The sequence below is a fragment of the Cupriavidus sp. USMAHM13 genome (assembly GCF_001854285.1).
GTDB lineage: Bacteria > Pseudomonadota > Gammaproteobacteria > Burkholderiales > Burkholderiaceae > Cupriavidus > Cupriavidus malaysiensis.
Genome location: NZ_CP017752.1, coordinates 3131149 through 3157714 on the forward strand (window position 1 = coordinate 3131149; position 26566 = coordinate 3157714).

The 26566-nt window shown below is 70.2% G+C and carries 27 protein-coding genes; 14 read left to right on the forward strand and 13 right to left on the reverse strand.

Annotation, left to right across the window (positions count from 1 at the left end; genetic code table 11):
• Positions 1 to 58 precede the first annotated feature (58 nt).
• The 4 genes from BKK81_RS31945 (at position 59) to BKK81_RS31960 (ending at position 4389) form a co-directional block, all read left to right on the forward strand.
• Positions 59 to 1033 carry a Bug family tripartite tricarboxylate transporter substrate binding protein gene (locus BKK81_RS31945; RefSeq protein ID WP_071021381.1) on the forward strand — a complete coding sequence of 325 codons (975 nt, stop codon included), beginning with the start codon at positions 59 to 61 and terminating at the stop codon, positions 1031 to 1033.
• Positions 1034 to 1097: 64 nt separating this feature from the next.
• Entirely contained in the window at positions 1098 to 2543 is a 1446-nt protein-coding gene (locus BKK81_RS31950; protein WP_071021384.1) for a gluconate:proton symporter, read from the forward strand.
• 14 nt (positions 2544 to 2557) lie between these two features.
• Positions 2558 to 3556 (forward strand): serine hydrolase, encoded by a 999-nt coding sequence (locus tag BKK81_RS31955; RefSeq protein ID WP_197524009.1) that lies wholly within the window; start codon positions 2558 to 2560, stop codon positions 3554 to 3556.
• Positions 3553 to 4389 carry a carbon-nitrogen hydrolase family protein gene (locus BKK81_RS31960; protein ID WP_083384656.1) on the forward strand — a complete coding sequence of 279 codons (837 nt, stop codon included), beginning with the start codon at positions 3553 to 3555 and terminating at the stop codon, positions 4387 to 4389. Before BKK81_RS31955 ends, BKK81_RS31960 begins: the two co-directional genes overlap by 4 nt.
• A gap of 66 nt (positions 4390 to 4455) precedes the next feature.
• Here the strand turns inward: BKK81_RS31960 and BKK81_RS31965 are convergent, their stop codons facing one another.
• Positions 4456 to 4854, reverse strand: coding sequence for a DUF488 domain-containing protein (locus tag BKK81_RS31965; RefSeq protein WP_071021387.1), 399 nt, complete (start codon positions 4852 to 4854; stop codon positions 4456 to 4458).
• 203 nt (positions 4855 to 5057) lie between these two features.
• On the opposite strand from BKK81_RS31965, the gene BKK81_RS31970 reads away from it, so the two are divergent.
• The 3 genes from BKK81_RS31970 to BKK81_RS31980 all read left to right on the forward strand — a co-directional run bounded on the left by BKK81_RS31970 (position 5058) and on the right by BKK81_RS31980 (position 8067).
• Positions 5058 to 6371 carry an MFS family transporter gene (locus BKK81_RS31970; protein ID WP_071021389.1) on the forward strand — a complete coding sequence of 438 codons (1314 nt, stop codon included), beginning with the start codon at positions 5058 to 5060 and terminating at the stop codon, positions 6369 to 6371.
• A 133-nt stretch (positions 6372 to 6504) separates the two neighbouring features.
• Positions 6505 to 6939 carry a VOC family protein gene (locus BKK81_RS31975; RefSeq protein WP_197524010.1) on the forward strand — a complete coding sequence of 145 codons (435 nt, stop codon included), beginning with the start codon at positions 6505 to 6507 and terminating at the stop codon, positions 6937 to 6939.
• Between the two features lie 168 nt (positions 6940 to 7107).
• Positions 7108 to 8067: a tripartite tricarboxylate transporter substrate binding protein gene (locus tag BKK81_RS31980; RefSeq protein WP_071021392.1), complete on the forward strand. Its 960-nt coding sequence runs from the start codon at positions 7108 to 7110 to the stop codon at positions 8065 to 8067.
• 22 nt (positions 8068 to 8089) lie between these two features.
• Here BKK81_RS31980 and BKK81_RS31985 read toward each other — a convergent pair whose 3' ends face one another.
• Positions 8090 to 9898, reverse strand: a complete 1809-nt coding sequence (locus BKK81_RS31985) for a SulP family inorganic anion transporter (RefSeq protein ID WP_071021395.1) — start codon at positions 9896 to 9898, stop codon at positions 8090 to 8092.
• 189 nt (positions 9899 to 10087) lie between these two features.
• Positions 10088 to 10267 carry a hypothetical protein gene (locus tag BKK81_RS31990; RefSeq protein ID WP_071021398.1) on the reverse strand — a complete coding sequence of 60 codons (180 nt, stop codon included), beginning with the start codon at positions 10265 to 10267 and terminating at the stop codon, positions 10088 to 10090.
• A gap of 398 nt (positions 10268 to 10665) precedes the next feature.
• Between BKK81_RS31990 and BKK81_RS31995 the strand changes: the two genes are divergently transcribed.
• Positions 10666 to 11289: a glutathione S-transferase family protein gene (locus BKK81_RS31995; RefSeq protein WP_071021400.1), complete on the forward strand. Its 624-nt coding sequence runs from the start codon at positions 10666 to 10668 to the stop codon at positions 11287 to 11289.
• Positions 11290 to 11364: 75 nt separating this feature from the next.
• Here the strand turns inward: BKK81_RS31995 and BKK81_RS32000 are convergent, their stop codons facing one another.
• The 8 genes from BKK81_RS32000 to BKK81_RS32035 form a co-directional block, all read right to left on the reverse strand.
• Positions 11365 to 12084, reverse strand: a complete 720-nt coding sequence (locus BKK81_RS32000) for a GntR family transcriptional regulator (RefSeq protein WP_071021403.1) — start codon at positions 12082 to 12084, stop codon at positions 11365 to 11367.
• 118 nt (positions 12085 to 12202) lie between these two features.
• A complete protein-coding gene (locus tag BKK81_RS32005; protein ID WP_083384657.1) occupies positions 12203 to 12919 on the reverse strand; it encodes a GntR family transcriptional regulator in 717 nt (238 codons plus the stop codon).
• Between the two features lie 94 nt (positions 12920 to 13013).
• Positions 13014 to 14024 (reverse strand): 2Fe-2S iron-sulfur cluster-binding protein, encoded by a 1011-nt coding sequence (locus BKK81_RS32010; RefSeq protein WP_071021405.1) that lies wholly within the window; start codon positions 14022 to 14024, stop codon positions 13014 to 13016.
• Positions 14025 to 14141: 117 nt separating this feature from the next.
• The gene (locus BKK81_RS32015; protein WP_071021408.1) at positions 14142 to 14621 is read right to left on the reverse strand and encodes a GlcG/HbpS family heme-binding protein; all 480 of its coding nucleotides are present in this window, start codon (positions 14619 to 14621) and stop codon (positions 14142 to 14144) included.
• Between the two features lie 47 nt (positions 14622 to 14668).
• Positions 14669 to 16129 (reverse strand): aldehyde dehydrogenase family protein, encoded by a 1461-nt coding sequence (locus tag BKK81_RS32020; RefSeq protein WP_071021411.1) that lies wholly within the window; start codon positions 16127 to 16129, stop codon positions 14669 to 14671.
• A gap of 86 nt (positions 16130 to 16215) precedes the next feature.
• Positions 16216 to 16947, reverse strand: coding sequence for a TenA family transcriptional regulator (locus BKK81_RS32025; protein WP_071021413.1), 732 nt, complete (start codon positions 16945 to 16947; stop codon positions 16216 to 16218).
• A gap of 194 nt (positions 16948 to 17141) precedes the next feature.
• Complete coding sequence (locus tag BKK81_RS32030; protein WP_071021415.1) at positions 17142 to 18065, reverse strand: ornithine cyclodeaminase family protein; 924 nt, start codon at positions 18063 to 18065, stop codon at positions 17142 to 17144.
• Between the two features lie 126 nt (positions 18066 to 18191).
• Entirely contained in the window at positions 18192 to 18947 is a 756-nt protein-coding gene (locus BKK81_RS32035; protein WP_071021418.1) for a TSUP family transporter, read from the reverse strand.
• Positions 18948 to 19225: 278 nt separating this feature from the next.
• Here BKK81_RS32035 and BKK81_RS32040 point away from each other — a divergent pair, with 278 nt between their 5' ends.
• The 6 genes from BKK81_RS32040 to BKK81_RS32065 all read left to right on the forward strand — a co-directional run bounded on the left by BKK81_RS32040 (position 19226) and on the right by BKK81_RS32065 (position 24868).
• A complete protein-coding gene (locus BKK81_RS32040) occupies positions 19226 to 20761 on the forward strand; it encodes a hypothetical protein (RefSeq protein ID WP_071021420.1) in 1536 nt (511 codons plus the stop codon).
• 73 nt (positions 20762 to 20834) lie between these two features.
• Positions 20835 to 21167 (forward strand): 2Fe-2S iron-sulfur cluster-binding protein, encoded by a 333-nt coding sequence (locus tag BKK81_RS32045; RefSeq protein WP_071021426.1) that lies wholly within the window; start codon positions 20835 to 20837, stop codon positions 21165 to 21167.
• 88 nt (positions 21168 to 21255) lie between these two features.
• Positions 21256 to 21549: a ferredoxin gene (locus BKK81_RS32050; protein ID WP_071021431.1), complete on the forward strand. Its 294-nt coding sequence runs from the start codon at positions 21256 to 21258 to the stop codon at positions 21547 to 21549.
• Between the two features lie 36 nt (positions 21550 to 21585).
• Positions 21586 to 21888: a 2Fe-2S iron-sulfur cluster-binding protein gene (locus BKK81_RS32055; protein WP_071021435.1), complete on the forward strand. Its 303-nt coding sequence runs from the start codon at positions 21586 to 21588 to the stop codon at positions 21886 to 21888.
• A gap of 34 nt (positions 21889 to 21922) precedes the next feature.
• Positions 21923 to 23386: a gamma-glutamyltransferase family protein gene (locus BKK81_RS32060; RefSeq protein WP_071021438.1), complete on the forward strand. Its 1464-nt coding sequence runs from the start codon at positions 21923 to 21925 to the stop codon at positions 23384 to 23386.
• 273 nt (positions 23387 to 23659) lie between these two features.
• Positions 23660 to 24868, forward strand: coding sequence for a globin domain-containing protein (locus BKK81_RS32065; RefSeq protein WP_071022821.1), 1209 nt, complete (start codon positions 23660 to 23662; stop codon positions 24866 to 24868).
• A 238-nt stretch (positions 24869 to 25106) separates the two neighbouring features.
• Here the strand turns inward: BKK81_RS32065 and BKK81_RS36190 are convergent, their stop codons facing one another.
• Entirely contained in the window at positions 25107 to 25274 is a 168-nt protein-coding gene (locus BKK81_RS36190) for a hypothetical protein (protein WP_167366694.1), read from the reverse strand.
• A gap of 530 nt (positions 25275 to 25804) precedes the next feature.
• Entirely contained in the window at positions 25805 to 26224 is a 420-nt protein-coding gene (locus BKK81_RS32070; protein ID WP_071021441.1) for a hypothetical protein, read from the reverse strand.
• Positions 26225 to 26566 lie beyond the last annotated feature (342 nt).

Sequence of the window (26566 nt, forward strand, 5' to 3'; positions counted from 1 at the left end):
GCCCCCTGCGCGATACGAAACACGAAATTAGAGATTCGAGATACGAGAGGAGACCGCCTTGAAACGCCGACACTTCCTGCTGACACCCGCGCTGGGCGCCCTGGCGCTGGGCGCCGCCGCCCTGGCCCACGCCGCCTATCCCGAGCGGCCCATCACGCTGGTGATCCCCTTCTCCGCCGGCGGCCCCACCGACGTGGTCGGCCGCATCGTCGCCAGCAAGGCGTCGGAGATCCTCGGCCAGCAGATCGTGGTCGACAACCGCGTGGGCGCGGCCGGCACCATCGGCATGACCGCGGTGGCACGGGCCAGGCCCGACGGCTACATGCTGGGACTGGCCACGGTCAGCACCCATGGCACCGCGCCGCACCTGCTGGCGCGGCCGCCCTATGACCCGGTCAAGGACTTCACGCCGGTGCGCAACCTGGTCAGCAGCCCCAACATCCTCAGCGTGCATCCGGGCTTTCCGGCGCACAATCTGAAGGAGTTCGTCGCCTACGTGAAGGCGCACCCCGGCAAGGAAAGCTACGCCAACGCCGGCGCGGGCGGCATCAACGACCTGGGCATGGCCTGGTTCCTGCAGCTCAGCGAAGCCAGCATGATCAGCGTGCCCTACAAGGGCTCGGCGCCGGCGCTGAACGACGCCATCGGCGGCAACGTCAAGGTGATCTTCGACAACTTCCCCTCCTCGCTGCCCTTCATCAAGGCCGGCAAGCTGCGCGCGCTGGCCATCACCGGCACCCAGCGCAACGACAAGCTGCCCGAGGTGCCGACCTTCGCCGAGCAGGGCTTCAAGGACTACGACGTCAGCGCCTGGTACGGCGTGGTGGCCCCGGCCAGGCTGCCGGCCGAGGTGCGCGCGCGGCTGGCGGACGCCTTCCAGGCCGCGCTCGACGATCCTGCCACGCGCCAGCGCCTGGTCGATGCCGGCGCCTTCCCGGTCGCCTCCGGGCCGGACGCCTTCGCGCGCCAGATCCGCCAGGAATACGAGCGCTGGGGCAGCGTGATCCGCAAGGCCGGCATCGCGCCGCAATAAGACGCGGGCCGCCGCAGCCCTATCCGGCCCCCCCAGGTAACACCACAGCAAGCAGGAGCCCCCAATGACATCCGCAGCAAGCCCGGCCGCGCCCGCCAGCGCGGCTTCCCCCGGACTCCAGCCAGGCAAGCGCAACGCGGCCATCGCCGTGTTCCTCGCCGGGCTGGCCATCGCCCTCTACGCCCACTTCGCCATGCCCGGCGAGACCAGCCTGTGGGGACTGGCCCCCGTGCTCGTCTTCGCCATCATCGCGCTGCTGGGGGTGGACATCGTGCTGTCCACCATTGCCGCCATCGTGCTGGGTGCGATCATGACCGGCACCACGCCGGTGGCGATGGGCAAGCTGCTGGCGGATTCGCTGGGCTCCTTCATCGCGGTGGTGGGCCTGATCATCGTGCTGGGGGCCGGCGTGGGCGAGGTGGCCGCGCGCACCGGCGCCGCCGAGCAGCTGGTGCGCGCCATCGTGCGCCGCATCGGCCTGTCCAACCAGGTGCGCGTGCGCCTGGGCATCATGGTGACGTCGACGCTGATCTGCGGCGCGCTGGGCACGCTGGCGGGCGGCAACGCCATCATCGCCGCGGTGGTGATCCCGATCGCGGCCGCGGTGCGCCTGTCGCCGCCGGCGGTCGCCGCGCTGTTCCAGACCGCGGGCTCGGCCGGCCTGGTGCTGGGACCGTTCACGCCCAACGTGGTCACGGTACTGGGCCTGACCGGCCTGAGCTACCCCGAGTACCTGATGGTGGCCGGCCTGCCGATGGCCGCCGCCACGCTGGCCAGCGGCTGGTTCATGTCCGGCCGCATCCAGAAGATGACCGAGGCGCAGCACCAGTACGAGGAAGCCGCCGACGGCAGCCGCGCCGCCTTCGACCTGTCCGCCGAGCCGCCGCGCCAGGCCGTGCGCGCCGCCTGGGCCTTCTGCCTGACCATCGTCGGCCTGGCCGCCGCCGGCGTGGTCGCCAAGGCCGGCTTCGCCTTCGCCATCATCGTCATGGTCTCCCTGGCCGCCACCACCGGCCTGGCCGGCGGCATGGGCCCGCGCGCCATCCTGCAGGCCATGTATGCCGGCGCCGGCAAGCTGATCTGGATCTTCTTCCTGTTCTGGCTGTTCAACCCGGTGCTGGTGCTGGTCGACAAGCTCAACGCCTACCATGCGCTGCTCGACCTCGCCAGCCCGCACCTGGCCGGCATCGGCGGCGCCATGCTGTGCGTGATCATCCTGTGGTTCAACGTGATCGGCCACATCCCCGGCGCGGCGGTGGCGCAGATGACTTTCACCGCCAAGATCTTCGGCCCGCTGCTGGCGGCGGCCGGTGTCGGCCCCGCGGCCACCACGGCGGTGATCCTGGGCAGCTCGCAGATCGACTGGTTCGGCCCCTTCCCCACCTCGGACATGTTCGGCCAGATGGGCCTGGCGCGCTCGACCCAGCTCAAGTACATGCTCTACAACGGCTGGGCGGTGATCGTGGTCAACCTGGCCATGTTCTCCGGGCTGTTCTTCCTGCTGGTCTGAACGGAGGAGCGGCGATGATCGATGCCATCGATGCGAACGAGGTGAAGGGTGTGAATGACGTGAACGACGTGAACGACGTGGACAACGTGGACGGCGACGCTTTCCCGCTCGGCGCGCGCCTGCCCGGGCGCGCCATGCTGCGCGCGCGCGTGGAGGCCGGCCTGGCCCCGCTGCTGGCCGCCACGCCGGCGCGCGTGGCGCTGAGCCTGCGCCTGCGCGACGGTTCGATCGTGCTGGAGCGCGCGGCGTCCTGCGCCATGCCCTCGGCCAGCCTGGTCAAGGTGCCCATCCTGCTGGCCATGCTCGAACAGGTCGGCCAGGACCGCCTGTGCCTGGCGCAGGAGATGTCCCTGGCGGGCATCGAGCGGGTCGGCGGCACCGGCATCCTGGCGCAGCTGCCGAGCGTGCGGCAGCTGACGCTGGCCGAGCTGGCACGGCTGATGATCGTGCTGAGCGACAACGTCGCCACCAATGCGCTGATCACCCTGCTCGGCTTCGACGCCGTGAACGGCTGGTGCGAACGGGCCGGACTGGCGCAGACGCGGCTGCAGCGCCGCATGATGGATGCCGCCGCGCGCGCGGCCGGCCGCGACAACTTCACCAGCGCCGGCGACACGGCCGCGGCGCTGGGCTGGCTGCTGCGCGGCGACACGCTGCCGGCGCCGCTGCGTGCCTTCGGGCTCGCGCTGCTGGCCGACCAGCGCGAGCGCGCCCACTTCGGCGCCGCGCTGCCGGCGGCGGCGCGGCTGGCCAACAAGACCGGGCAATTGCCCGGCCTGCGCCACGATGCCGGCATCCTGACGGTGGGCGACCAGAGCGTCGTGCTGGCGGTGCTGGCCGACGGCTTCACCGACCCGCGCACCGCCCGCGAACTGCAGGGCGGCGACGGCGCCGCCCTGCTCGCCGGCGTGGCGCGCGCGGTCGCGCTGGCGCTGGAGGCAGAGCCGGAGGGCGATCCCTGCGATCCCTGCGACACGGGCAACGCAGACAACGCAGGCCAGGGGGGAAGATGATGGGTATCAAGGTAGCCGCGCTCCAGCTCGACAGCCGGCAGGATCGCCAAGCCAACCTGGCCGCGCTGGAACAGGGGATCCTGGCCGCCGCCGCCGATGGCGCCAGGTTGATCGTGACCCCCGAATACAGCGACGTGCGTGGCGATTCCGCCGCCCTGCAGGCCGCGGCCAGCACGGTGCCGGGCCCGGTCTCCGAGCGCATCGCGGCGCTGGCGCGGCGCACCGGCTGCTGGATCCACCTCGGCTCGATGCATGAACGCCTGCCGGGCGAAGCACGTCTCGGCAACAGCGGCCTGACCTTCGCGCCGGACGGCAGCCTGGCCGCGCGCTACCGCAAGGTCCATCTCTACGATGCCGTGGTCGACGGCCTGCCCTACCGCGAATCGGCCGACTTCGCGCCGGGCGACAGCCTGCAGATGGTGGCCGCGGAAGGCCTGACGCTGGGCCTCAGCATCTGCTACGACCTGCGCTTCGGCGAGCTCTACCGCACGCTGCGCGCGCGCGGCGCCGATGTGCTGCTGGTGCCGGCCGCCTTCAACGTGCACACCGGCCGCGACCACTGGGAGACGCTGCTGCGCGCCCGTGCCATCGAGAACCAGTGCTATGTGATCGCCGCCGCGCAGATCGGCGGACCGGGGCCGGGCCTGCCCTGCCTGGGCCGCAGCATGATCATCGACCCCTGGGGCACGGTGCTGGCCTGCATGCCCGACACCACCGGCCACATCACGGCCGAACTGGACCCTGCCCGCGTGGCGCGCCTGCGCGGCGCGCTGCCGGCCTGGGATCACCGCCGCACCGACCTGTACTTCGGCGGCCTGCCCGAGCGCGGCTGAAGCCGCCGAAGCCAAGCGACGCCGGCCCCGCTGCGCGCGGCGAGGGACGGCACCGCCCGCGCCGGCTCAGTCCACCAGCGCCGCCCCGCGCCCGGCCAGCAGCACACGCAGCACCGAGCGGTGGCAATGGGCCTCGTCCTCGCAATAGCAGCCGATGGCGACATCGCTGCGATGCGACAGCGCGGCCAGCAGATCGAGGTCGTGCGTGGGTCCCGGCTGCGCCATCTCGGCGCGGAACTGCCTGACGAAGCCGGCCCAGCCCTTCTCGTCGTGGTTGCGCTGGGCTTCCAGCGCCTGCTTCATCAGCTCCGCGCTGGGCGCCAGGTTCGGGAACCATACGTCGTACCAGTCCTGCGCCGCGAACTCGGTCTTGGGCACGCCGCGCGGCGGGCGCCGGACCGTGCCGATGCGCAGGCCCTCGCCGGGCGCGCGCGGCGTGCCCAGCCGTACGATGCGGATTGCCATGTCTTGCTCCTCCTGTCCCTGTCGATCGGATGGCGCGGCGCAACATCCGTTCCACCCGTTGCGCGCACCGCCCGCAGATTATGCCGTGCGGCGCACGCTATGCCTGCGCCATCGCGCCGAACGCCTCCTATAATCGACTGGAACCAGCGCCAACCGGCCTCTCGCCGTGGCGTGCGACGGCAAGACATTGCAGCGCGACCGACATGACCATCGCGGACAGCCAGACCAGCGCCCCCGGCCACTACAGCGCCGAGGAAGTGCGCAAACGTGTCTTCGCCATCGTGGCGGCCTCGTCGGGCAATCTCGTCGAGTGGTTCGACTTCTACGTCTACGCCTTCTGCGCGATCTACTTCGCGCACGCCTTCTTCCCCAAGGACGATCCCACCGTCCAGTTGCTCAACTCGGCCGGGGTGTTTGCCGCCGGCTTCCTGATGCGGCCGATCGGCGGCTGGATGTTCGGCCGCATCGCCGACCGCCACGGCCGCAAGATCGCGATGGTGATCTCGGTGACGATGATGTGCGGCGGCTCGCTGCTGATCGCCTGCCTGCCCACCTACGCCAGCATCGGCGTGATGGCGCCCGCGCTGCTGCTGGTCGCGCGCCTGATCCAGGGCCTCTCGGTCGGCGGCGAGTACGGCACCACCGCCACCTATATGAGCGAGGTGGCCCTGCGCGGCCGGCGCGGCTTCTTCTCCTCCTTCCAGTACGTCACGCTGATCGGCGGCCAGCTGCTGGCGGTGCTGGTGGTGGTGATCCTGCAGCAGTTCCTCGACGAGGCCGAGCTGAAGGACTGGGGCTGGCGCATTCCCTTCGCGGTCGGCGCGGCCACGGCGGTGGTGGCCTTGTTCCTGCGCCGCTCGCTGCACGAGACCACCACCGCGGCCACGCGCGAGAGCCGCGAGGCGGGATCGCTGGCGAGCCTGCTGCGCAACCACACGGCGGCCTTCCTCACCGTGCTCGGCTTCACCGCCGGCGGCTCGCTGATCTTCTACACCTTCACCACCTATATGCAGAAGTACCTGGTCAACTCGGCCGGCATGACCATCAAGTCCGCCAGCTATGTGATGACCGCCTGCCTGTTCTTCTACATGTGCATGCAGCCGCTGTTCGGCTCGCTGTCGGACCATATCGGCCGGCGCGCCAACATGCTGCTGTTCGGCGCGCTGGGCGCCATCTTCACCGTGCCGATCCTGACCTGGCTGCAGCAGGTGCACAATCCCTTCCTGGCCTTCATCGTGATCAGCGTGGCGCTGGCCATCGTCAGTTTCTATACCTCGATCAGCGGCATCGTGAAGGCGGAGATGTTCCCGCCCGAGGTGCGCGCGCTGGGCGTGGGACTGGCCTATGCGATCGCCAACGCCATCTTCGGCGGCTCGGCCGAGTATGTCGCGCTGGGGCTCAAGACAATCGGCCACGAGACCGCGTTCTTCTGGTACGTCACCGTGATGATGGTGGTCGCCTTCCTGGTGGCGCTGCGCCTGCCGCGCCAGGCCGCCTACCTGCACCACGAGCTCTGAGGCGCGCCCGGCGGGGCCGTCAGCGCGCGCCATGTCAAACGGCGCTTGAAACTCCTGCAAACCGCGGCGGCTTGATGCGCGCGCACGGCGCGCGCACGATGCCCGTGTACCACTACGCATCCCCGGAGCCGCCATGCCATCCGAAGCCAGCCCCAAGGTCGTGTTCGACCATCTCAACCTGATCAGCCACGACAGCGCGCAGACGCGGCGCTTCTTCTCCGAGGCGCTGGGTTTCGCGCCCGGCTGGCGCCCGCCCTTCCCCTTCCCCGGCGAGTGGCTCTACCGTGGCGACGACGCCTTCGTGCACGTGGTGGAGAGCGAGGACCCGCGCGCCGGCATTGCCACGCTCGGCCATATCGCCTTCCGCACCGACGAAGCGCCGGCGGCGCTGATCGCGCGGCTGCGCGCGCTGGGCTACGCGCCGGAAGTACGCCGCGTGCCCGAGCGCGGCGATACGCAGGTGTTCGTGCGCCTCCCCGGCGGACTGCTGGTGGAGATCGACAGCGACGCCGATCCGGCCCTGCGCGATGCCCCTGCATTCGGCAGCGGCGGCAGCGGCGAGCCCTGAACGGCTCCCTGCGGTGCCGGCACAGTCATGTCTTAGTTTCAGTACAATAGCGGAGTCGCCCGCCCCGACCAACGCGCCACCGCGAGTGCGAAGGCGCGCCGCATCGATCGAGCGACCGCGCCGCCGGCAGTCCAGTCCGGCGGCGACGCCACCCCCGAGGAGACCGCATTGAAACCTGCCGCCCGCCTGTGCGCGGCGCTGCTGCTGAGTGCAGCCGCGCAAGCGCACGCCGCCTATCCCGACCACCCCATCAAGCTGATCGTGCCGTTCCCGCCGGGACAGGCCACCGACATCTTCGCGCGCGCGCTGGCCGAGCGGCTGGGCAAGCAGCTCGGCCAGTCGGTGGTGGTCGACAACCGCGCCGGCGCGGGCAGCAACCTCGGCATGGAACTGGCGGCGCGCGCCGCGCCGGACGGCTATACGCTGGTGATGGCGGGCAGCGCCATGGCCATCAACCAGACGCTGTACAAGAAGCTCGCCTACGATCCCCAGCACGATTTCGCCCCGGTCTCGGGCGTGTTCTCGGTGCCGCTGGTATTCCTGGCCACGCCGGCCTCGGGCATCACCTCGCTGCGCGACATGGTGGCCAAGGCCAAGGCGGCGCCGGGCAAGTACAGCTATGCCAGCGCCGGCATCGGCGGCACCCAGCACCTCTCGGCCGAGCTGCTGAAGGCGCAGGCCGGCATCTTCATGGTCCACATTCCCTACAAGGGCAGCGGCCCGGCGCAATCTGACTTCCTCGGCAACCAGATCCCGCTGATGGTGGATTCGGTCACGGCCGCGCTGCCGCTGATCCAGTCGCAGAAGGCCGTGCCGCTGGCCGTGACCTCGTCGCGGCGCGTGCCGCAGCTGCCGAACGTGCCGACGGTGCGCGAGCAGGGCTGGCCGGAATTCGACGCGGTGGGCTGGGCCGTGCTGATGGCCCCCAAGGGCGTGCCGGCGGCCATCCTCGGCCAGCTCAATGCCGAGACCGTCAAGGCCCTGCAGAGTCCCGAACTGAAGCGATTCATCGTCGAGCGCGGCTCCGAGCCGATGCCCATGAGCCCCGACGAGACCGGCCGCTTCGTCGCCAGCGAGATCCGCAAGTGGGGGCCGGTGGTGCGGCGCTCGGGCGCGTCGGCGGACTGAGCCTGGGCGGGCCGCGCCCTGCTCAGGCGGCCGTACCCGGCGTCGGGCCTTCCCGGTCCCGCGCCGGCGCAGCGCCATGCGCATCGTCGGCGCCGTCGCCCGGCGCTGCGACAACAGTGCTGGAGCCGCCGCCATCACCAGCGGCGGCCTGCGCGGCCGCCGCGCTCGCCTCGAAGGCGGCCAGTGCCGCCAGCCGGTTCGGGTAGTAGAGGATGCCGGTGCTTTCCGGCGCGATGCCGCGCCGGTCCAGCCACGCCAGCAGCTGGGCGGTGCGGCCGGCGATGACGAGCTGGATGCCGCGCTTGGCCAGCGCTTCCTGCAGGTCGCGGATCGCGAGCGCGCCGGTCAGGTCCAGCGAAGCGATCGAGACCGCATCGATCACCACCCAGCGCGGCACCTGGGCCTCCACCAGCGCCGCCACGCGCACGCTGAAATAGTCGGCGTTGAAGAAGGTCAGCGGCGACTCGAAGCGGTAGATCAGCAGGCCGGGCACGGCCTGCGCTTCCGGGTAGTGCGCCAGTTCATAGAGTCCTTCGTGCCCGGGAATGATGCCGAACAGCTGGTCCGACGGCCGCGCCATCTGCACCAGGAAGCGCAGCAGGGCAAGGGTCACCGCCACCAGGATGCCGGACATCACGCCGAACAGCACCACGCCGGCCAGGGTGACCAGCGCGATGGCGTGCTCGGCCCGGCTGAAGCGGCGCAGCGCCATCAGCCCGCCCAGGTCGATCAGGCCGAGCGCGGAGGCCACCAGGATCGCGCCCAGCGCGGCCACCGGCACCAGCGCCAGCACATCGCCGAGCACCAGCAGCACCAGCAGCATGGCCGCGGCCGCCACCACCGAGACCAGGCGCGTGCGCCCGCCCGCCCCTTCGTTGACGACCGTGCGCGAGCTGGAGCCGCTGATGGCGAAACCCTGGCTCAGCGCGCTGACCACGTCGGCCACGCCGATGGCGAGGAACTCGCGGTTGGCATCGACGCGGTAGCCGTTGCGCACGGCGAAACTGCGGCTGGTCAGCATGCCGCTGCTGAAGGAGATCAGCGCGAGGCCGGCGGCAGCCGGCACCAATGTGCCGAGCATCTCGTGCGGCAGCGACGGCGCGACCCAGCCGGGCAGCCCTGACGGCAGGGCCCCGACCATGGCGACACCGAGCGCCTTGGCGCGGAACATCAGGCTGCCGGCGACGGCGGCCACCAGCGCGCTCAGCGCCGCCGGGCCGCGCGGCCAGAAGGCCTTGACGGTCAGGTAAAGCGCGGCGGTGCCGACCGCCACGAAGAAGGTCGGCAGGTGCACCTGGCCGGCCTGGGCGGCCAGCGAGAGGATCTGGCTGATGGCATCGCGGCCGGCCAGTGCCAGGCCGGTCACCTTGCCGAACTGGCTGATGACGATGCTGACGGCCACGCCGTTGAGCAGGCCGGTCAGGATGGGAACGGAGAGGAAATCGGCGAGGAAGCCGAAGCGGAAGCGGCTGGCCACCATGCAGAAGATGCCGGTGAGCAGGGTCAGCGAGACCGCCAGCGCCTGGTAGTCCTCGCTGCCGGCCACGGCCAGCGGCATCAGGGTGGCGGCGATCATCGCCGAGGTGGCGGCGTCGGGACCGACGATCAGCTGGCGCGACGAGCCGAACAGCGCATAGGCCACCATCGGCAGCACCGAGCTGTACAGGCCGGCGGCCGGACTGAGGCCGGCCAGCTGGGCATAGGCCACGCTGACCGGCAGCGAGACGGCGGCCACCGACAGGCCCGCGGAGAGGTCGGCACGCAGATGCTGCCGCGGGTACTTCGCCAGCTCTTCCAGGCCCGGCATCAGCCGGTAGAGCGCGGGATTCATGGGCACGGGCTACGCTTGCAGGTTAAGCCCGCCATCGCGCCCGGGGCCGTCAGGCCCGCTGCGCATGGCGCGGCACAAGCGTGCATTGTAGTCCCCGCGGGCGCCGCCGCCTGCCCGCCGGCGCCCGCTGATGGCCAGGATTTTTCCGAGCCAATCCGTCCGGCAGCGCCGGAATCCGCAGGAACGGAATCAGCAGGGACGGTGGCCTGCGTTGCGGCGGCCGAACAGGGCGCGTGCGAAACCGGTCACGTCGGCCAGGCGCAGCGGCAGCAGCGGCGTGGCATGGCGCACCGCATCGCGGCCGGCATAGTGTTCGAGGAGTTGCTGGCCGACGGGCGTACGCAGGTACTTGGCATCGACTTGGTGCATGGTTTTTCCCTATGGCGTTTCTTTATTGTTCACAGTATACATATTTTTGTGCATTGCGCCAAATCCGGGCATGCCCGTGCCCCGCCAGGGTGCGCAAGACAGCACCGGCCTGGGGGCGGCACGCATCGATTGAGTTGAAGCCAGGAGGCCCACCACGGCGCCTTAACGGCTTATAAAGGCCAGGAAAGGCCAGAAAGGCGCGCTAGGCGCGTACCCTGCGGCCAGGAGCCGGCCTTGGTGCCTGGCCGCCGTGCTGCGCCGCATGGCCCGCCTTCGATCTCCGCCCTCCTGTCTCCTGCCCCGCGGATTCCCATCAGATCGCATAAGGTATACAGTTCTGCAGCGAACGGCCCCTGGACTGGCGCCGCCGCCTATCCGCAACCGCTACCCGACGCGACATGACCCTGAAAATCTACGGCATCCCGGCCTCCCGCGCGATCCGCCCGCTGTGGGCGGCAGAGGAACTCGGCCTGGCCTACGAGAACATCCCGCTGCACTACGCCTCGCCGGAGGTCAAGGCGGCGCCCTACCTGAAGCTGAATCCCAACGGACTGGTGCCGACCATCGAGGATGACGGCCTGGTGCTGTTCGAATCGCTGGCCATCACGCTGCACCTGGCGCGCAAGCACGCCGCGGCCGGCCTGTGGCCGGCGGATGCCGATGCGCAATCGCTGGCGCTGCAGTGGACCTTGTGGGCGGCGACCTCGGTCGAGCCGCTGACCACGCAATGGACCCAGCACAGCCGCATGCTGCCGCCCGAGCGGCGCCGGCCCGAGCTGGCGGACGAGGCCCTGCAGGCGCTCGCCCGGCGCTTCGCGGTGCTGGAGGCGCAGCTGGCGCAACGGGACTACCTGCTGGGCAAGGAATTCAGTGTGGCCGACCTGAACCTGGCGGCGGTGCTGCACCGCTTCGCGGAGCTTGGCGGCGAGCGGTATGCGGCAGCCTGGGACTGGCACCGGCGCTGCCTGGCGCGCCCGGCCGCGCGCCGGGCCTTCGCCCTGCGCGAACAGCCGGCGCGCTGAGCGCGATCAACGCCATCGGCGCGCGCTGATGGCGTCCAGGCACGTTGCGCAAGACCTGCGCGGCGCACGCGCCGCTCAGGCAGCGCGCGTAGTGGTATCGCCGACGGACAGTTCTGCCGCCTTGGCGGCGCTGTAGACATGCCGCGCGGCCAGCAGGGCCGCCAGGTCGGCGTCGCCGGCGATCACGGCCTGCAGGATCTGCGCGTGCTCATCCCAGTTCTGGCGGGCGCGCACCAGGTTGGCCGGCGCGAACAGCGCGGCGGTGCGCTCGCGCAGCGAGCGCATCATTTCCTGCAGCACGCTGTTGGCGGCGATGGTGCCCAGCACTTCGTGGAAGCGCGAGTTGAGCGCCAGCAACTGGTCGCCGCGGCCCTGGGCGGCGGCTTCGGCGCCGTCGCGCAGCACCTGCTCCAGTTCGGCCAGCAGCGCAGGATCGCGCCGCTGCGCCGCCAGCTTGGCATTGAGGCCTTCCAGCGTGGCGCGCACTTCCACCATCTCGCGCGCCACGTCCGGCGACAGCTTGGCCACCGAAGCGCCGCGGCGCGGCTCGATCACCACCAGCCCCTCGGTCGCCAGCGAACGCAGCGCCTCGCGCACCGGAATGCGCGACACGCCGAGTTCGGAAGACAGCTTGTTCTCCACCAAGCGCTCGCCCGGCTCGTACTGCCCGTTGAGGATCCGCTCGCGCAGCTTGTCGGTGACGAGCGCGAACAGCGGCGAATGGCTCGCCCCGAGACTCACGACCGCAGGCTCGGAAACAGGCCCGGACTGGGCATTGGCGCGCTTTTCTGACATGAAGGAATGACCGGGGTTGGCAGGATGCTCCGCCGCCACCCGCCAACCGCCACGCGGCGGCGCGGCTCGGCAGGTTGGGAGACATTTGCCGGTATTGTATACCAGAGATGTCAAGACATCACCCCGCCCCGCCCGCGCCGGCGCCGCGCCGCGACATGGCGGCATGGGCACTGTAGACATGGCGGCTGGCCAGCAGCGCCGCCAGGTCGGCGTCGCCGTCGATCACCGCCTGCAGGATGCGCGCGTGCTCTTCCCAGTTCTGGCGCGCGCGCGCCGCGTCGACCGGCGCGAACATCAGGAAGGTGCGCTCGCGCAGCGAGCGCACCATCTCGCGCAGCACGCTGTTGGCGGCGGTGGAGGCCAGCAGTTCGTGGAAGCTGGCATTGAGCCGCAGCAGCGCTTCGGTACTGCCGTCGGCGGCGGCCAGGCGTCCTTCGCGCTGCACCGCCTCGAGCCGGGCGCCCAGCGCCGGGTCGCGGCGCTGGGCCGCCAGGCGCGCATTGAGGCCCTCCAGCGTGGCGCGCACCTCGACCAGTTCGCGGCCGATGGCATCGGGCACGCGCGTCACCGAAGCACTGCGGCGCGGCGACAGCTCGACCAGCCCCTCGGTGGCCAGCGCGTGCAGCGCCTCGCGCACCGGCACGCGCGACACGCCCAGCTCCGCCGACAGCCGCCCTTCCACCAGCCGCGTGCCCTGGGTGTAGATGCCGGCGACGATGCGCCGGCGCAGCAGTTCCGCCACCTGCGCGAAGAGGGGAATGGTGCGCAATCCGGCATCGTCGTCCGGCTGCGCGTCCAGGCCGGTTGCGATGCTTGCCTCGCCGCGAGATGGCATGGCTGCCTCGTGTCGTGGTGATTCGAAGGTCAGGAATCCGCCGGCCGGTAGCTGGAATGCGAAGCGGCGCCCCGCGCGGGGCGCCGGCGCAGGCTCAGCCGCGCTGGAAGGTGAAGCTGTCCGCGTAGATATGGTCCGGACTGGCGCCGCGGGCGACGAAGGCCGCGCGCGCATCGCGGATCATCTCGGGCGAGCCGCACAGGTAGATGGCGTACTCGGAGAGCTCGCCCGACAGTTCGCCGAGGTCTTCCAGCACGGCCGACTGCACGTAGCCGCGCCGGCCCTGCCAGTCGTCCCGCGCGCGCGACAGCACGGGTACGTAGCGGAAATCATAGAGGCGCTCGCCCCAGCCGCGGATCTCATCGTGCAGGTACAGGTCGGACGGCTCGCGCGCGCCCCAGTAGAGCGAGACCGGCGGACAGTCGCCGTCGTCCATCAGCGCCTCGAGGATGCTCTTGATCGGTGCCAGCCCGGTGCCCGTCGCCACCATCAGCAGCGGCCGGTAGTCCTTGGCCCGGTAGAAGAAGGCGCCGTGCGGCAGCTCCACCTGCAGCGCATCGCCCGGGCGCAGCTGCTGGAGGGCGCCGTCGGTGAAGGTCCCGCCGGGAATGCGGCGCACGTGCAGGTCGACCACGCCGGCGCTGGGCACCGAGGCCATCGAGAAGCTGCGCGTGCGGCCGTCGCCGGTGAGGATCTTCAGGTACTGGCCGGGCCGGTAGTCGAGCAGGCCCGCCTCGGGCACCTCCAGCTTCAGGTAGTGCACATCGCGCGAAAGCGGGCGGGCTTCGCGCACCAGCGCGTGATGCGCCACCGGCGCGGCGCAGGCCTCGTCGTCGCGCGCGGTGCTGATGACGGCGTCGCCCTGCGGCAGGGCCTGGCAGGCCAGCGCGTAGCCGGCCGCCTCTTCGTCCGGCGCCAGCCCCATCGGCAACTCCTCGTAGGCCACGGTGCCTTCGACCAGCTTGATGCGGCAGGTGCCGCAACCGCCGAGCTGGCAGTCATGGGGCAGACAGACGCCGGCGCGCGTGGCGCCCTGCAGCAGGGTTTCGCCGGGTTCGACGACAAACGACTCGTGCGTCTCCAGGATCTGGATGCGGTAGGACATGATGGACTCGGGCGGTTTCCTGCCGGTTCAGTTCAGGCAGATGCGGGCGATGCACCGCGCCGGCGATGCCCGGCGCGGCAGGTGGGTGATGGACTGGCGGACCAGCGGACCAGCGGACTAGCGCTTGATGTCGGCCTGCACCAGCACCTTGAGATCCTGCGGCGCCAGCAGTTCCTGCAGCGCCTGCAGGGCGGCCAGGCCGGCCTGCGTGTCCTGCTCGCCATTGCCGCCGCTCAGGCCGATGCCGCCGACCACTTCATCGTTGACCACGATGGGGAAGCCGCCGACGAAGACGGCGAACTTGCCTTCGAAGCTCCACTGGATGCCGAAGGCCTCGTTGCCCGGCAGGGCCGGGCCGTTGGGCGCCTGGTTGAACAGGTGCGTGGAGCGCTTGTGGCCGGCGGCGGTGAACGCCTTGTTCCAGGCGATCTGCGGGCCGGTGATGCGGGCGCCGTCCATGCGCTCCAGCGCCAGCGGATAGCCGCCCTCGTCGACCACGCAGATCGATTCGAGCACGCCGATCTGTTCCGACCTGGCGATGGCCGCGGCCACCATGTGGCGCGCTTCCTTCAGTTCCAGCTTGATGGCTTTCTTCACTGCGATTCTCCTGATGCTTGGGATGCGTGCTGCCGGCGGCGTGCCGGTCAGCAGCCGCGGTAGACCGTCTTGACCTGGGTGTAGAACTCGAGCCCGGTGCGCCCCGACTCGCGGAAGGTCGAGGTACTGGAGCGCTTGAGGCCGCCGAAGGGCGCGTTCACCAGGTTGCCGGTGGTGGTGCGGTTGATCTTCACGGTGCCGGCCTCGATGTCGGTGGCGAAGTGGTGGATGTAGCGCGGATCGGCCGTCACGATCGCCGCGGACAGCCCGTATTCCGTGTCGTTGGCCTTGGCGATGGCATCGGCGTAGCCGTTGAACTCGATGATGGCGATCACCGGCCCGAAGATCTCTTCGCGGGCGATGCGCATCGACTGCGTCACGTCGGTGAAGACCGCTGGCGACACGTAGTAACCCTGGTCGAAGCCGGGGCCGGTGAGCCGCTCGCCGCCGCACAGCAGCGTGGCCTCGGCCTTGCCGATCTCGATGTAGGACAGCACGGTCTCGAGTTGCCTGCGCGTGGCCAGCGGGCCGAGGTCCATGCCCGGCGTCATGCCGCTGCCGATCTTGAGGGCCTGCACGCGCGCCAGCAGCTTCTGCGTGTACTGCGCCTTGACGGCCGCCGCCACCAGCACGCGGCTGGTGCCGGTACAGGCCTGGCCGCTGAGCGAGAAGCCGCCCTTGATGGTCAGGTCGACCGCCTTGTCGAGGTCGGCATCCTCCATCACGATCAGCGGGTTCTTGCCGCCCAGTTCCATCTGCGTGCGCGTGGTCAGCGGCACGGCGCGGTGGATCTGTTCGCCCGCGCGGGTCGAACCGGTGAAGGAGATCGCACGCACCGCCGGGTGCTCGGTGATGCCGGGTCCGATCTCGGCGGCGCTGCCGGTGACGAAGTTGAGCACGCCCTTGGGCAGCCCGGCCTGGACCAGCGCTTCGGCCAGGCGGTAGCCGGACAGCGGCGCATCCGAGGACGGCTTGAACACCACGGTGTTGCCGGCGATCAGCGCCGGCGCGATCTTGCGCGCGGGAATCGACACCGGGAAGTTCCACGGCGCGATCACGGTGACCACGCCGAGCGGCTCGCGCTGGCTGTAGACCACCATCTCGGGATCGTCGTTCGGATAGGTCTCGCCGGTGAAGGTCTGCCCTTCCACCGCATAGAAGCGCAGGGTCTGCGCCGAGCGCAGGACCTCGTCCTTGCTCAGCGAGAGCGCCTTGCCTTCCTCGCGCGTCAGTTCCTCGGCGATGCCGGCGGCATTGGCCTCGAGGTGATCGGCGGCGCGGTTCAGGATCGCGGCCCGCTTGCTCACCGGCGTGCGGCGCCAGGCATCGAAGGCGGCCGCGGCGGCGGCCACGGCGGCCTGGGCGTCCTCGGCGCAGGAGGCCTGGAAGCGGCCGACGATGTCCGCGACGTCAGCCGGATTGACGTTGTCGAAGGTCCGGCCGGAACGGCTCCTGGTCCATTCGCCGTCGATGTGGTTGAAGAACTCGTCTTGCTGTCCGACAGTCATGATGCAAACCCTGGAAATCGATGGGATCGGCGCCCCGCACCGGGCGGGGCGCCGTGCATGGCGGGCAGAGCCGCGCCGCGCGACACTCAGGCGGCCATCGCCAGCTCGGCCATCGACAGGTCCTTGGCGACGTAGTCGTGATAGAGCGCCGTGGTGTACAGCAGGCGCATCTGTGCGCCGATCTCGCAGATCTTCAGGCAGCGCTGCTGCAGTTCCGGCGTGTTGGCATGCTCCAGCACGATCTGGTAGCCGCGCTCGCCGTGGATCTCGTCGGAGACGATATGCAGGTCGAAGAACTCGACCTCTTCGTCGGTGAACTGGTACTTGTCGCGCAGCGTCGGCGTCTGCTTGCGATAGATCGACGGCACCTGCGACTCCAGCCCGACCACCAGGCCGGCCACGGCCACGATCGGGTCTTCGCGCATGGCCACGGCGTAGCACCACGACTGCAGGCCGCGCGTGGTGGGCGACATATTGTCAGGATCGACCACGCGCTCGCGCGTGGTGCCGCAGGCCTCGGCGAAGCGGATCAGCAGGTCGGTGTGGCGGTCGCCGCCGATCTCCTCTTCATACATATTGGCCAGCAGGAAGTCCTTGGCCTCGGTGTAGCGGTCGGGCGTGCGGGCGTAGATGTAGCCCAGGTAGTCCGCGAAGGGGCCGACGTAGTGATAGTGGTTCTCGGCCCAGCGCGCCAGGTGCGCGCGGCTCAGCTTGCCGCTCGCCCAGGCCACGCTGAACGGGGCCTTGTTGGCGCTCTTGCCCTTGATCGCTTCTTCCAGGGCGGTACGGAATGCTTCGCGGTTCATCAGTTCAGCCATGTCGGGGCTCCTTGTCTTGGCTTGGCTTCAGGTGGCTTTGGGACGGGTCAGCTCCGCTCGGGATCGCGTCGCTGTTTTTGGTATACTATATACATTCATCAGGGCGCTGCAAGCGTTTTCTGCGTTTCCATCGCTTGCATGGCTTCTGTCGCCCACGGAGAACGCCGCCGCGGCGCGGCGACGGGCAGGCACGGTCAGGCGTGGCCCGCCGCGCGGATCTTTTCCCAGGCAAAACCCGCCAGGGCGATGTCTTCCAGGCCCACGCCGACGGACTTGTAGACCACGATGTCGGCGTCGCCGCGCCGCGGGCGCACCTTGCCCAGCAGCACGTCGCCCAGTTCGACCACCTTGTCGGCCGGCAGCACGCCGGGGCCGGCCAGCACGATGTCGCCGGCCTCGCGCGTGGACTGCGGGCGCCACTCCACCACCACCGCCGCCGCGCGGCGCAGGGCCTCGTCGTCCAGCTCGCGCGTATGCGGCAGGCTGGAACCGATCGCGGCCACGAAGGCGCCCGGCTTGAGCGAAGCGCCCGGGAACAGCGGCGTGGTGGAGCGCGAGGCGGTCACCACGATGTCGGCCCGGGCCGCGGCCTCCTCCGCCTCGGCCAGTTCGACCGGAATGCCGCACCAGTCGGACAGCCGCGCCGGCAGGCCGGCGTCGGCGTGGGGATCGTTGACGAGGATGCGTTCGAGCGGCAGGGCCGCGCTGAGCTGCCGGGCATGGGCAATGCCCTGCGTGCCGGCGCCGAACAAGGCCAGCGTGGCGGCGTCCGACCGCGCCAGGTGGCGCGCGGCGACCACCGAGCAGGCAGCGGTGCGCAGGCGCGTGATGGCGCCGGCATCGAAGGAGGCCAGCGGGCGGCCGTCCTCGCTCGAGAAGATCAGGATGACGAAGGAAAACTGGCCGGCGATGGTCGTATAGACCTTGGCGCCGGCCACGCCGCGCTCGGGAATGACCGCGCCGAGCGTCGACAGCTTGACGCCGCCGGCTTCCGTACGGATCCGTTCCTGCATGGCCGCGCGGCCGTCGGCGAAACTGCGGAAGGCCTCCAGCATCACCTGCTGCGCTTCGGCTCCGCTGACGTGGCGGTCGATCATCTCATCTGAAATATGCTGCATGGCAACTCCGGTACTTGGCCGGCGGGGGCGCCTGGCGCTGGGGTTCGAACACGAAAAGGAAACGGGAAGATTGCGCCGGGGAAGGGGCTGCGGCACAGGCCGGCGCCGCGCCGCGCCGGGCGGGGCTCAGCCCGGCCAGGCCAGCTTGCCCAGCACGCCCAGGGCGCCCGCCGCGCACAGCGCGAGCAGCAGGCGCCGCACCGCCAGCGCCGACCACCGCCCCCTGAGGCGGTTGGACAGGGCGAAACCGGCCAGCAGGAAGGGCGACAGCGCCACGCCGAGTTGCACCTCGGCCGCGCCGAAGCGCCCCGCCACCGACAGCATGGCCAGCGACAGCGCGGCCCCGCCGCACAGGATGCAGCCGATGGTGGCGCGCATGCGCTCGGGCGCCACGTGCTGCATCACGATGGCAAAAGGCGGCGCCCCGGCCGAAGTGATGGTGCCCATGAAGCCGGAAGCGGCGCCGGCCACCGCCAGCGAGGCGGTCGAGGCGGCCACGCGCCAGCCCAGCAGGCTCATCGCCACGGCCAGCAGGATGGACACCGAGAACAGCACGGCGAGCGGCTCCGGGCGCAGGCTGCTGATCACCGCCACCGCCAGCAGGCCGCCACCGGCGCGCCCGCACAGGGCCGCGCCCGCCAGCGGCCAGGCGATGGCACGGAATTCGCGCAGCGCCGACAGCAGCGACACGCAGCCGCCCAGCGCCAGCAGCGGCCCCGGCACCAGTTGCGGGAAGAACAAGGCCCCGAGCGGCGCCGACAGCATGGCGAAGCCGATGCCGCCGATGCCCTGCAGGCAGGCGCCGGCGAAGATCAGGGCGCCCATCAGCGCGTAGTCCAGGGCGGACAGGCCCGCAGGCAGGTAAGGGAAGGTGCTGTGCATTGCTGCGTGTGGCCGGCTCGGCTCGCTTAATTTGGTATACAGTCTACACAAAAGAAGCGAAAGATCACAAGCCAAGGGAAGCCGGCGATGCCCGGCCGGCCCCAGATTGGCGCCCGCATTCCCAATAAATGCGCGGCTTCCCGTCAAACCGCACCAAAAATGGGTACGTAGAAATCCGGATCAGATTTCGCTTGTTTGAGTGCGAATCGGAATATAGTATACGAAAACGGCAAACGAGCCGCCCTCACATCACATACCTCAGCCCCAGGGGAATCGCCATGCAACAAGATGTCGTGATCGGTGCCGCGCACTGGATCTACCTACTAGGAGTCGCGGTCATCGTCCTGACCATGATCCTGCGCGCCAACGTGGTGGTACCCGCCATCACCGGCACCTTTCTGGTCATCTTCGCCCTGACCGGCAGCCCGATCCAGGCGCTGGGCGGAATCTTCTCGGCCAGCCTGGTGGCCGCCAAGGAGCTGTTCAACATCTTCCTGGTGATCGCCTTCATGACGGCGCTGCTCAACGCGCTGAAGACGCTGCGCTCGGACATCCGCATGGTCGAGCCCTTCCGCGTGGTGATGAAGAACGGACACTCTGCCTTCTTCATCCTGGCCGCCATCACCTACGTGATCTCGCTGTTCTTCTGGCCGACCCCGGCGGTGCCGCTGGTGTCGGCCATCCTGCTGCCGGCCGCGATCGCCGCCGGGCTGCCGCCGCTGGCGGGTGCCATGGCCATCGCCATCGCCGGCCAGGGCATGGCGCTGTCGTCCGACTATGTGATCGGCGTGGCGCCCGGCATCAGCGCCAAGGCCGCCGGCGCGGCGGTCAGCGCCGCCGTGGTGGCCGACCGCGCGCTGACGCTGTCGATCATCACCGGCGCCATCGCCCTGAGCCTGGCCTACCTGTCGATGCGCAAGCACATCGTGCCCGCCAGCGGCTTGCTGCTCGACCGCTGGCAGGCACGCGCGGGCGGGGCCCAGCCGGTGGACGGCGGCGGCACTTTCGACAAGGCCGAGCTGGCGCGCGGCACCAGCCACGAGGAACCGCTGGTGACCGAGCAGAACATCGCGGCCAGCCTGTCGATGGTGGAGCGCCGCCGCATCAAGTGGTCGAAGTGCTTCGCGCTGGTGACGCCGCTGGCCTTCCTCTGCGTGGTCGCCATCATGGTGATGCCCAAGCTCGGCTCCGACATTGCCGATCTCAAGGGCGGCGAGGCAGCCGCGCTGGTGGGCGGCGTGGCGGCGGTGCTGATGATGCTGGCCACGCTCGCCGCCGAAGGCCCGCGCAGGATGCTGGACGTCTGCCCCGAGCACATCACCGACGGCTTCGTGTTCGCCTTCAAGGCCATGGGTTCGGTGCTGCCGATCGCGGGCTTCTTCTTCGTCGGCGCCGGCGAGACCGCCGCGCAGATCCTCGGCCTGCCGCCGGGCAAGGCGCCCAGCCTGCTGTTCGAACTGATCCAGGCCTACCAGCACATGATTCCCGACAACCACGTGCTGGTCGCCTTCGGCGTGCTGCTGGTCGGCATGATCACCGGCATCGACGGCTCCGGCTTCGCCGGCCTGCCGCTGACCGGCACCCTGGCCGGCGCGCTGGGCCCGGTGGTCGGCTTCGATCCCGCCACGCTGGCGGCGGTCGGCCAGATGGGCGCGGTCTGGACCGGCGGCGGCACGCTGGTCGCCTGGTCCTCGCTGATCGCCGTGGCCGGCTTCGCCCGCGTGCCGGTGCTGGAGGCCGTGCGCGCCCTGCTGATCCCGGTGCTGATCGGCCTGGCCTGCTCCACCGCGGCGGCCATGCTGATCTGGTCCTGAACCGCCCCGATCCGGCGCATCGCCCGCCTCCCCGGACATCCCCAGCCATCCCGCAGCAAACAGAGCAGACGTCATGCCCAAGGTTCTCTTTCACAAGCACGGCCAGGTCTTCGCCGACGAGGTCAAGGACAACACCAACCTGGTGGTGCGCGCCGGCATCAAGCAGTTTCCCTACCCCAACCTGCGCTACGAGTGCGGCATGGGCAAGTGCTCCAAGTGCGCGTGCCGCGTGATCGCCGGCGGCGAACACCTGCCCGCCCCCAACTGGAAGGAGAAGAAGCAGCTCGGCGAGCGGCTCGAACAGGGCTACCGCCTGGCCTGCCAGCTCTGGATCTCGCACGACATCGAACTGGCCCAGGACGACGAGGCCAATGCCGCCGCGCCTGCCGCCGCGGCCGCCGCCTGAGGCGGCGCGAGCCGCCGCGCCAACCATTCTTCACCAGCCCGGCCGGGGCGCCCCGCCGCCCCTCCCCGCCTAGCCTGCACACCCGACCATGTATGTGATCCTGACCAGCAAACCCGGCCAATTCCGCACCGAGCCCGTCGACGGCGTGGTGCCGGTGGAAAGCTACGACTACCTCTTCTATGGCCGCCGCACCACGCATTTCGTCATCGCCGAGCTGCTGCGCGAAACGAAGATCCGCGTGGTCGAGGAAACGCCGCCCGCGCTCGTCAACCACGTGCCGACCAAGTTTCTCGAGCGATTCGACACGCTCGAGGCCGCGCGCGACGCGCTGCGCCGCCTGGCCAGCTTCGGCAGCATGGACCTGCAACTGGCGCAGGCCTGAGCCCCGCCGCCGCCCCCATCCGATACGGACTGAACGATGATCCAGATCACCTTCCTGAGCAACGACAACAAGGTCGTCACCGCTCCGCCCAACAGCAATCTGCTGCGCGTCTCGCTGCGCGAGAAAGGCGGCATTCCCTTCAAGTGCGGCGGCGGCCTGTGCGGCACCTGCAAGTGCAGGATCGAACAGGGCCTCGAGCACACCGACACGGTCAAGCCGAAGGAACACAAGCACCTCAGCGCCGAAGAACTGGCCGCCGGCTATCGCATGGCCTGCCAGACCTTCGTCAACGGCGACATCGGCGTGTCGTGGAAGGTCGTCGAGACAGTGTCGCGCTGACGCGGCCGCCCCATCCGAGACCAGGGAGCATCGCATGAGCAATCCGCAAGCCGAAGGCGTGCGCGCCCAACGCTGCATGGTCGCGAGCGGCCACCCGCTGGCGGCGCAGGCCGCGCTGCAGTGCCTGCGCGAGGGCGGCAGCGCGGTCGACGCCGCGCTGGCCGCCGACGCCATCCTCGGCGTGGTCGAACCGATGGCCACCAGCATCGGCGGCGACGTGCTGGCCATGGTGGTCGCGCCGGATGGCGAGGTCAGCAGCTACAACGGCACCGGACGCGCGCCGGCGGCCCTCGATCCGGCCCTGCTGGATGCCCTGCCCGGGCAGCGCATCCCGGAGCGCCACCCTTACTCCTGCACCACGCCCGGCGTGGTGCGCGGCTGGCACGACCTGCACCAACGCCATGGGCGGCTGCCCTGGCCGCGGCTGCTGGCCCCGGCCATCGCGCTGGCGCGCGACGGTTTCGCCGTGGCCCCGGTGGCGGCGCGCGAATGGGCGCTGTTCGACCGCGTGCTCCATGCCGACCCGGTTTGCGCCGCGCTCTACCGCGCGGGCCGTCCGCCCGCCGCCGGAGAGCGCTTCGCCAATCCCGGGCTGGCGCGCACGCTGCAGGCCATCGCCAGCGACGGGCCCGACGCCTTCTACCTCGGCGAGCCGGCACGCGCGGCGGCGCAGGCCTGCCAGGCGCTCGGCGGGGTGCTCGCGGCCGGCGACTTCGCCGAGCATCGCGGCGACTTCCGCGCGCCGGTGTCGACGCGCTTCCGTGGCCTGGAAGTGTTCGAATGCCCGCCCAACACGCATGGCGTCGCCATCCTGCACGCGCTCGATGCGCTGGAACCGCAGGCGCTCGCCGCCGACGATCCCGGCGCCGTGCTGCAGACCGTGCGCGCCATGGGCGAGGCCATGCGCCATGCCAGCCAGACCGTGGCCGACCCGGCCGGCAATACCGTCTGCACCGTCGTGGTCGACGCCGACGGCCTCGCCATCACGCTGATGAGCAGCATCTTCAAGCGCTTCGGCTCCGGCATCGCGGTGCCGGACTGCGGCTTCGTGCTGCAGAACCGCGGTTTCGGCTTCGCCGGCCCCGGCCACATCAACAGTGCCGCCCCGCGCAAGCGCCCTTACCACACGGTGGTGCCCGGCGCGGCCAGGCGCGACGGCCGCTTCCATGCCGGTTTCGGCGTGGTCGGCGGGCTGATGCAGCCGCAAGGCCAGTTGCAGCTGCTGGTGCGGCTGGCGGCCTGGCAGCAGCCGCTGCAGGCCGCCCTCGACGCGCCGCGCTGGCGCCTGGAGTCCGCCACGGCGCTGGCCATCGAGCACGGCATGCCCGAGGCCGTCACCCGCGCGCTGCGGGCAGCCGGCTATACCGATCCGGTCGGCGCCGGCGAACTGGGCGGCCGCAGCGACTTCGGCGGCGCCCAGGCGGTGCTGCGCGCCGCCGACGGCAGCCTGCTGGGCGCCTCCGACAAGCGCAAGGACGGCATCGCGCTGGGCGCCTGAGCCTGCTCCGCGCCGGCCAGTGCGGCCGCCGGGGCGCGGCCGGCATGTCCGCCGCGGTGGCCTGCCCGGCGCCTCACCCGCCCCGGGCCACGGGCGCGGCAATCCGTCGCACCGCGGATCCCGCGCTGCGGCGGGTTATTTATTGCATCAAAAATGCATCTTTCATAGAATCGGATCCAGCGTGACCGCCATCACCTCATCCGCGCGACACGCCACGGCCTCCATGCCGGTCGTTCGCCATTTTTGTTGCATTTCGAATACATCAATTCAATCATGCTCTCCGCCCAAGCCCGTCCCCTGATCGATGCCAGCGTCCCCGTGCTGAAGGAACATGGCCTCGCCATCACCCAGACCTTCTACCGCAATATGTTCGCGGACCGCCCCGAGCTGACCAACCTGTTCAACCTGGGCAACCAGGCCAGCGGCGCGCAGCAGCAATCCCTGGCATCGGCGGTGTTCGCCTATGCCGCCAACTACGACAACCATGCGGCCCTGGCGCCGGTCCTTACCCGCATCGCGCACAAGCATGCGGCCGTCGGCATCAAGCCCGCCCACTACCCCATCGTCGGCCGCCACCTGCTGGGCGCGATCGGCGAGGTGCTCGGCGCGGCCGCGACGCCGGAGCTGGTGGCGGCCTGGGACGAGGCCTACTGGCTGCTGGCGGGCGAACTGATCGCCGCCGAAGCGCGCCTGTACGAGCGCGCGCAGTCCGGCCCCGACCACCGCCAGCCGGTGCGCATCGTCGCCCGCGAAGCGCAGGCCGAAGGCATCGTCTCGTTCACCCTGGCCGCCGCCGACGGCAGCGCGCTCGCCGCCTTCGAGCCGGGCCAGTACATCTCGGTGCAGGTGGAGCTGTCGCCCGGCGTCTGCCAGCAGCGCCAGTACAGCCTGTCGGACGCGCCCAACGGCGGCCGCTGGCGCATCTCGGTCAAGCGCGAGACCGGCGACGCCGGCCGCCCGCAGGGCACCGTCTCCAACTGGCTGCATGACCATGCGGCCGTCGGCGACGTGCTGCTGGCCAGCCAGCCCTACGGCGACTTCACCGTGCCGGCCCGGGGCAGCGCGCCGGTGGTGCTGCTGTCGGCCGGCGTGGGCATCACGCCGATGATCTCCGCGCTGAACCACCTGGCCGCATGCGCGCCGCAGCGCGACATCGTGTTCGCCCACGCCGCGCGCAACGCCGCGCAGGTGGCCCACCTCGGCGATATCGAGCGGGCCGGCGCACGGCTCGGCAAGCTCGAACTGCGCTTCTTCCTCGAGTCGGGCGAAGACGCCACGCTGGCCGAGCGCCCTGCCGCCGCCGGCCGCATGGCGGTGGACACCTTCCTCGATGCGCGCCACGACGCCGAGGCCGACTTCTACCTGTGCGGCCCGCTGCCCTTCATGCAGGCCCAGCGCGCCGCCCTGCTGGCACGCGGCGTGACACCGTCGCGCATCCACCGCGAGGTGTTCGGCCCCGACCTGCTGGACCATATCCTCTGAGACAGGGGAAACGGTAGAACGCCGCCGCCGGCGCGGTTGGGCGCGCCGGTACGGATCCGGGCGAAACGGAAACGGAAACAGAAGGAATGCCTCGCGCCGCCGCCCGGCCACGGGACGGCGGGCAGCGGGCGAAACAAATCAACGGCGCGCCGCGGCGCGCGCCATACCGCCTCGGAAGCACTCCTGCGGCCGATCGACCGAGCGGCTCAGCCGCTCAGCCGCGTACGACCGACCGCGCTCAGCCGACCACCCGGCCTGGCAGGATCGCGTACACCAGGACCAGGATGCCGACGATGGCTGGCGACGCGAACGTCAACATACGGCTTTGTGTCTGGGCGCCCAGGAAAACATAGAGACACACCAGCAGGATGGCGGTGACGAATACGAGACCGTCGTAGCTTTGCATACCTGCCTCCTCTGTGGTTTTCTTATAGTGATGATTCAATTTAGGCGCTCGCGCGACAATATGTCACAGGGAGTTTTCCCTAATGCACATCCGGCGCACGCGAACTCCATCGCGCGGTGCCCGTCACATGGCACCGCGTCTTGACGATTCTCCTTTTCGATCAAGCCCTTGCCGGGAATGCCGGGCGACGGCGGTGCGACCGCAGGCGGGCTCCCACCGCGGCGCAGCGAATCCCCATGATTTTTATTGCGGCGCGAGATAAGCGCCGGGCCAGGTATTAGAAGGGTTGGCGAGGCAATCGCCAGGATGATTATTGCCCTGCACCGTGAATATCGTCCCGCGTGCTGGTGCGGCTGTGACGGCACCTGGCGTGATGAGGGGGCAGCGAAGAGAGGGAAAGCGGGGAACGAAAAAAGGCCGGCATGAATGCCGGCCAGTCAGCGGGGATGGGAGAGGAGGACATCCCCGTGCATCAGGAGCAGGAAAGCGGCGCTGGCGGCGATGCAGGGCCGCCGGCGCGAAAAACCGGGTCAGGCAAGCGCGCCGTCGGTGTAGGGGTCGAACTTGCCGGCCTTGGCGCCATCCGTGTACGGATCGAAGCGGCCGTGCGCGGGTTGGGACGACACCCCGCTGCGGTCGAGGCCGGCCAGGGTGCCGAAACCATCCACATAGGGCCCCTTCTTGCCGACGCGCGAACCATCCGTATAGGGATCGGCCTTGCCGACCTTGGCGCCGTCGGTGTAGGGATCGAAACGGCCGCGCTTGGCACCATCGGTGTAGACGCTGCGGCTGCCGTCGGCGCGGAACACATAACCATAGCGGTCACCGCTCACACCGCTGTCCCGGGGACCGGCGGCGTGTGCCTGGCCGGCGGCGGCGGCCGCGCTCAGCACGGCGGCGGCCAGCAGGAACTTGGCGGCGGCATTCAGGTTCAGGGTCTTGGTGCGCATGATCTTCTCCTTCGAATTCGGGATCCCGGCGGGATCGCTTGTCTGCGGCGCGGCACCTGGGTGCGGGCCCGGGTCGATCAGGTATCTATGACTAGATAGACGACCGATCCAAAAAAAACGGGACATGCCCGATGTCGCGCTGGATCCCGCCGCGTCGCCCCGCTCTTTCCGTTGCCAGGGATACGTCGCGATCCATGCACGAATGGTATCTACTGGTAGATAGATAGTCAAGAAATTTCTTATGGCTCGCCAGCATTCTTCCGAGGCATCTGCCGCACCCCGCGGCCCGCAAGCTGCTGCCGCCACATCATCCAGGTGCCCCGGCGCAGCGGCAGCGGCCGC

Bases quoted from the DNA above. Each gene is read 5' to 3' on its own strand.
- BKK81_RS31970 (WP_071021389.1), top strand. From the start codon at position 5,058: ATGACCATCGCGGACAGCCAGACCAGCGCCCCCGGCCACTACAGCGCC.
- BKK81_RS31990 (WP_071021398.1), bottom strand. From the start codon at position 10,267: ATGCACCAAGTCGATGCCAAGTACCTGCGTACGCCCGTCGGCCAGCAA.
- BKK81_RS31950 (WP_071021384.1), top strand. From the start codon at position 1,098: ATGACATCCGCAGCAAGCCCGGCCGCGCCCGCCAGCGCGGCTTCCCCC.
- BKK81_RS32065 (WP_071022821.1), top strand. From the start codon at position 23,660: ATGCTCTCCGCCCAAGCCCGTCCCCTGATCGATGCCAGCGTCCCCGTG.
- BKK81_RS32050 (WP_071021431.1), top strand. From the start codon at position 21,256: ATGTATGTGATCCTGACCAGCAAACCCGGCCAATTCCGCACCGAGCCC.
- BKK81_RS32070 (WP_071021441.1), bottom strand. From the start codon at position 26,224: ATGCGCACCAAGACCCTGAACCTGAATGCCGCCGCCAAGTTCCTGCTG.
- BKK81_RS31995 (WP_071021400.1), top strand. From the start codon at position 10,666: ATGACCCTGAAAATCTACGGCATCCCGGCCTCCCGCGCGATCCGCCCG.
- BKK81_RS32045 (WP_071021426.1), top strand. From the start codon at position 20,835: ATGCCCAAGGTTCTCTTTCACAAGCACGGCCAGGTCTTCGCCGACGAG.
- BKK81_RS32005 (WP_083384657.1), bottom strand. From the start codon at position 12,919: ATGCCATCTCGCGGCGAGGCAAGCATCGCAACCGGCCTGGACGCGCAG.
- BKK81_RS31975 (WP_197524010.1), top strand. From the start codon at position 6,505: ATGCCATCCGAAGCCAGCCCCAAGGTCGTGTTCGACCATCTCAACCTG.
- BKK81_RS32040 (WP_071021420.1), top strand. From the start codon at position 19,226: ATGCAACAAGATGTCGTGATCGGTGCCGCGCACTGGATCTACCTACTA.
- BKK81_RS32025 (WP_071021413.1), bottom strand. From the start codon at position 16,947: ATGGCTGAACTGATGAACCGCGAAGCATTCCGTACCGCCCTGGAAGAA.
- BKK81_RS32060 (WP_071021438.1), top strand. From the start codon at position 21,923: ATGAGCAATCCGCAAGCCGAAGGCGTGCGCGCCCAACGCTGCATGGTC.
- BKK81_RS32035 (WP_071021418.1), bottom strand. From the start codon at position 18,947: ATGCACAGCACCTTCCCTTACCTGCCTGCGGGCCTGTCCGCCCTGGAC.
- BKK81_RS31965 (WP_071021387.1), bottom strand. From the start codon at position 4,854: ATGGCAATCCGCATCGTACGGCTGGGCACGCCGCGCGCGCCCGGCGAG.
- BKK81_RS36190 (WP_167366694.1), bottom strand. From the start codon at position 25,274: ATGCAAAGCTACGACGGTCTCGTATTCGTCACCGCCATCCTGCTGGTG.
- BKK81_RS32055 (WP_071021435.1), top strand. From the start codon at position 21,586: ATGATCCAGATCACCTTCCTGAGCAACGACAACAAGGTCGTCACCGCT.
- BKK81_RS32010 (WP_071021405.1), bottom strand. From the start codon at position 14,024: ATGTCCTACCGCATCCAGATCCTGGAGACGCACGAGTCGTTTGTCGTC.
- BKK81_RS31985 (WP_071021395.1), bottom strand. From the start codon at position 9,898: ATGAATCCCGCGCTCTACCGGCTGATGCCGGGCCTGGAAGAGCTGGCG.
- BKK81_RS31955 (WP_197524009.1), top strand. From the start codon at position 2,558: ATGATCGATGCCATCGATGCGAACGAGGTGAAGGGTGTGAATGACGTG.
- BKK81_RS32000 (WP_071021403.1), bottom strand. From the start codon at position 12,084: ATGTCAGAAAAGCGCGCCAATGCCCAGTCCGGGCCTGTTTCCGAGCCT.
- BKK81_RS32030 (WP_071021415.1), bottom strand. From the start codon at position 18,065: ATGCAGCATATTTCAGATGAGATGATCGACCGCCACGTCAGCGGAGCC.
- BKK81_RS31960 (WP_083384656.1), top strand. From the start codon at position 3,553: ATGATGGGTATCAAGGTAGCCGCGCTCCAGCTCGACAGCCGGCAGGAT.
- BKK81_RS32020 (WP_071021411.1), bottom strand. From the start codon at position 16,129: ATGACTGTCGGACAGCAAGACGAGTTCTTCAACCACATCGACGGCGAA.